3 protein-coding genes are annotated in these 3,601 nt (G+C 37.1%); all 3 read right to left on the reverse strand.

The window, feature by feature from the left end; genetic code table 11:
* Nucleotides 1-473: 473 nt before the first annotated feature.
* The 3 genes from CWB78_RS18195 to CWB78_RS18205 all read right to left on the reverse strand — a co-directional run bounded on the left by CWB78_RS18195 (nt 474) and on the right by CWB78_RS18205 (nt 3,538).
* Nucleotides 474-2,258: a choice-of-anchor I family protein gene (locus tag CWB78_RS18195; RefSeq protein ID WP_138596810.1), complete on the reverse strand. Its 1,785-nt coding sequence runs from the start codon at nt 2,256-2,258 to the stop codon at nt 474-476.
* Nucleotides 2,259-2,415: 157 nt separating this feature from the next.
* Nucleotides 2,416-3,021 (reverse strand): DUF1240 domain-containing protein, encoded by a 606-nt coding sequence (locus CWB78_RS18200; RefSeq protein ID WP_138596811.1) that lies wholly within the window; start codon nt 3,019-3,021, stop codon nt 2,416-2,418.
* A 124-nt stretch (nt 3,022-3,145) separates the two neighbouring features.
* Entirely contained in the window at nt 3,146-3,538 is a 393-nt protein-coding gene (locus CWB78_RS18205; RefSeq protein WP_502705096.1) for a DUF1240 domain-containing protein, read from the reverse strand.
* Nucleotides 3,539-3,601 lie beyond the last annotated feature (63 nt).

Consider the following 3,601-nt stretch of genomic DNA (forward strand, 5'->3'; position numbering starts at 1 on the left):
TCTTTGCCTCACTACCTAAGTAGCTTGGCTGTTAGAACTCAATCTGTACGAGTGCCCACACAGATGATTGCTTTATATTGTTAAAGAACGTTGCGATTAAAGTGTTAAACTTTATCTCGCTAGGGCTGCGCATATTACGCTTTCCTATTTTTTTGTCAACACTTAATTTTTAGTTTCTTTTAAAAGATTTAAAAGCTAAGTTTTACTCGACTCACTTACCGTTTGTTCAGCGCTTTTCATTGCTGCCTGCCGGGTCAGTGGATGCGCATTATAGGGATATTCTGGAGAGGGTCAATGCTTTATTTCAGTTTTATTAAATTAATTTCAATTTAGTACAATAACCATACAAACAAAGGGCTGCAGGGCTGTTTTTGATTAAAAAGCATTCACATAAGGCATGATTATTGAGAGGGGAGGAAGTAAAAGCGATTTATAGATAACCGCTACATCGCTTTTACTTAAAACTTTACTAATTACTGAGTTGTTATTTCCCATACGGCAATTGAGCCTGAGATTTCATTACCGATTATAAGCAGTGCTTCGTTTGTTGCACTTTGCGCTGCAGGAACAAATGTCATACCTTCAGGAGCGAGATCGCCACTTATATCTGCACTTGGTTCTAAACCACGATTATAAAAGTAGTCTTGAAATTTCACATCGTAAGGGTTGGTTATATCAAACACCATTATTGTGCCCATACGCTCTAAGCCAACAAAAGCAAATAACCTATCGCCAACTTTACCTAATGTTAGCGCTTCGGGTTCTGCCCCTTTATCATCTGAGCGTGTATCGCCTTTATTTTCATCTTCGTTATTATTGAATGCATTGCCATGAACAGAAGCGGTTACTCGTGCAATTTGATCGCCTGAGTCAAACACCACCAGCCCATTGCTATCCCAAATGGTAAATGACCGTGCGCCATAAGCATAAAGCGATTCGTATTGGCCGTCGTTATTTTTATCACCTTTTACTGTTGTAACTTTTAAACGACCAATGTCGTTATCATCGTTATTTAAGTAATCGAAGTTAGCTGCGAGAGCTAGATCTTCTGCGCGGCTTTCATCTATATATGCCAAACACCCATCTTTAGCGTCATAATCAAGGCCGCCCTGAGCGATGCAATCAGCTTCATCGCTTGCATCAAAAAAGTATTCGCGTGCATCACCCTCGTTGGCAGATACAATAAAGTTGGCTCCTTTCCAACTAAAACTTGCAATTGTATCTGGCTGATACATGCCATATAAACCAGGGTATGATTTAAAGTTAACACCGCCGTCTTTGTCTGAAGCGTCAAATTGTAAGTTTGACCAATCTTTAAAACCGAGTCCTTTTAGCTCAAGGGAATTATCTTCAAGGTTGATGATGGCTAGAGCGTTATTTTCTTGAATAGAGACATAAGCGTATTTATTATCCTTGGAAATGCTCACATATTCTGGCTCTAAATCCATCGCAACCGTGGTATTTATTAAATTACCATTAATAGTACGTCCAGTAGGATTGGCAAACACTAAGCCCTGCACTTCTAATTCTGCTTGCTTATTATTGTAAGCTTGAAAGTTTATGCTCAAAGCGGTATCGGCAATAGTGCCGTTATTGATATCGATAATGCTAATTGTGCCTTCGGGGTCGATACTGTAGTCGCCATTAGGTTCACCTTCATTAGCAACCACTACTTTTGCACCATCATGGCTAAATGTCACCATGTCGGGTAGGGCACCTACAGTTACATTTTTAATAAATACTGGTGTATCTCCGCCAATATTGTAAAACGCTATTTGGCCAGCTTCGCCCACGTTTGTAGCAGCCATTGCTACCGCTAATAATTGGTTATTTGCATCGATAGCTATGCTGTTTGCATCACCAGGCGTATTTTCATTTAGTGAGAGCGTAATGGCAGAGGCTAAGTTGGTCGCGGTTACAATACCTTCGTTATCTTTTACTAATGCTGCAGTGTCGAACGTATCGGCAGGAATGATATTCACAACTGCCTCATCGCCAGAGCTATTAATGGCATAAATCCACTTTTTAGAGGCTTGGTAGGCGACTATTTCAGCTGCACCCTCTGGGCTTTGTGCATTGAGTACTGCGCGGCCAATAAGATTGATATTTAAAGCTGAATTTGCATTAGTGCCGTTTTCACCATTACTACCCGCTGTACCTTGTACACCCTGTACGCCATCTTGGCCGTCATCACCATCAAGTGAGCAGCCAGTTAATAGTGATAGCAAAGAAAAGGCTATTATTGATTTGTTTAACATTATTGTTTTCCTTAGTGTTGTATTTGTTAAATATCAACACACAGGGATGACAACAGTATGGCATTTTTATTTATAGAATATTTAGACAATAAAAAAGCGAGTTATAAAACTCGCTTTAATAGGGCTTGGCCTGTTACTCATTAAAACGGACTGGCCGCTACATATTATTTATATAATCATCGCGCATTTTTCGAGTTATTTTTATAAACTCTTTTAACTCATCAACGGAAGGTTCAATACCTTGTTGGTTTTTCTGTTCAAACCAATCGGTAATATCACTGATTATGACGGAACCACCCTGTAGGCATAATTCATCATTTTTTAGCCAAACATCGGGACCTCTTAATGATGGACTGGTATACCAATTACAAAAGCTATATCCCTCGAGTGTTAATTTAGACTCAATATAAAAACTATTAGCAATAGATAAAATTATATATAAAGGTATTGCGCGCAGCATAAGCTTTACCATTAACCTTATTGTTTTTTCATTGCGGAAGTTCAATACTTTTTGTAAACCTGCAATTGTCATTAAAACAGGAAATGGAGCCATTACTATTATCGGAGCCAACAAGCCGCTTTCTCGAATATAATAAAGCGACTCATCAAAATAAACATTTTCAACAAACCCATAATAAGAGAAATAAAATAAAGCAATTGTAAATAATATAAAAGCAAACAGGCCTATCACAACAGTTAATTTATGCTCGAAGCTTTGTTCTGTAAAACGTTCCTCGGATTTTTCCCATTCTAAAATAGACATTGTTTATAGCTCATTTTTATTAGGGTGAAATTTACCTCTGGAAGCCAGAAGAATCCTTTTATAAAATTATTTAGCTTATCTGGTTATTTTAAATAAAAATGACAGCAGCAATTTTGAGTTAATTTTAACGATTATACTCTGCTCTAGTTTCTTGTATAAAAACTTCAAGTTCATTAAGTGTTGGCTCAATTCTTTTTTCATTATGCATTTCAAACCAATCATAAATATCACTAGTGATTACAGAACCATCTTGTAAGCATAACTCATCGTTTTTCAACCAAACATCAGGGGCAATAACTGAAGGAGCTGTATACCAATTACAAAAAGAATAACCTTTATCTTCTAATGTTGATTCTACAAAATAATTAAAAGGAATAACCCCAAGAGCCATAAAAAAACAACTCAAAATTCCACTTTTCATGGTCAACCTCATGGACAATTTAAAACTAAAATTAAGTAAAAATTGAAATGTCGCGATCAGAAAATAAAACCAGAAAGGAAGAAAAGAAACCAGCAAAATTCTTCCACTGCTTTCTTTAAGAAAAAAAGAGGTACTGCCTGATCTGCTTTAATCAAACAG

The organism is Pseudoalteromonas sp. S1612 (genome assembly GCF_005887175.1).
Classification (GTDB): domain Bacteria; phylum Pseudomonadota; class Gammaproteobacteria; order Enterobacterales; family Alteromonadaceae; genus Pseudoalteromonas; species Pseudoalteromonas undina.